1 protein-coding gene is annotated in these 315 nt (G+C 75.6%); it reads right to left on the bottom strand.

Annotation, left to right across the window (positions count from 1 at the left end):
* Window positions 1-7: 7 nt before the first annotated feature.
* Window positions 8-220, bottom strand: coding sequence for a hypothetical protein (locus ACLBYB_RS33035; protein ID WP_447701410.1), 213 nt, complete (start codon window positions 218-220; stop codon window positions 8-10).
* Window positions 221-315 lie beyond the last annotated feature (95 nt).

The raw sequence follows: 315 nt of genomic DNA on the forward strand, positions 1-315 counted from the left end.
GGCGGGTTCAGCCCCGCGCGCGCAGCACGACCTGCGGGCTCGCCGGGTCGGGGCGGCAATCGGTCGTGAAGGCGTTGACCGGCAACGGCTTCGAGTCGCACGCGTACACGTCCGCCGGCCCTGGCGCAGGGATCGGGTCCCGGGCGATGATCGGGTTCGGCGCGCAGGCCGAGGCCGCGGCGGCGAGCAGCAGGGCGGCGATGAGGTACAGGCGGCGCATGCGAGACTCGGGACGCGGGAAGACCCCCGCACCTGACCCTGGCCATCGCGCCCCGCGCTGACAAGCGCCGGCGCGGGGCGCCGACACCTTTGACG

The sequence above is a fragment of the Methylobacterium sp. D54C genome (assembly GCF_053345595.1).

Coding starts and splice junctions, on each gene's coding strand:
- ACLBYB_RS33035 (WP_447701410.1), bottom strand. CDS start 220: ATGCGCCGCCTGTACCTCATCGCCGCCCTGCTGCTCGCCGCCGCGGCC.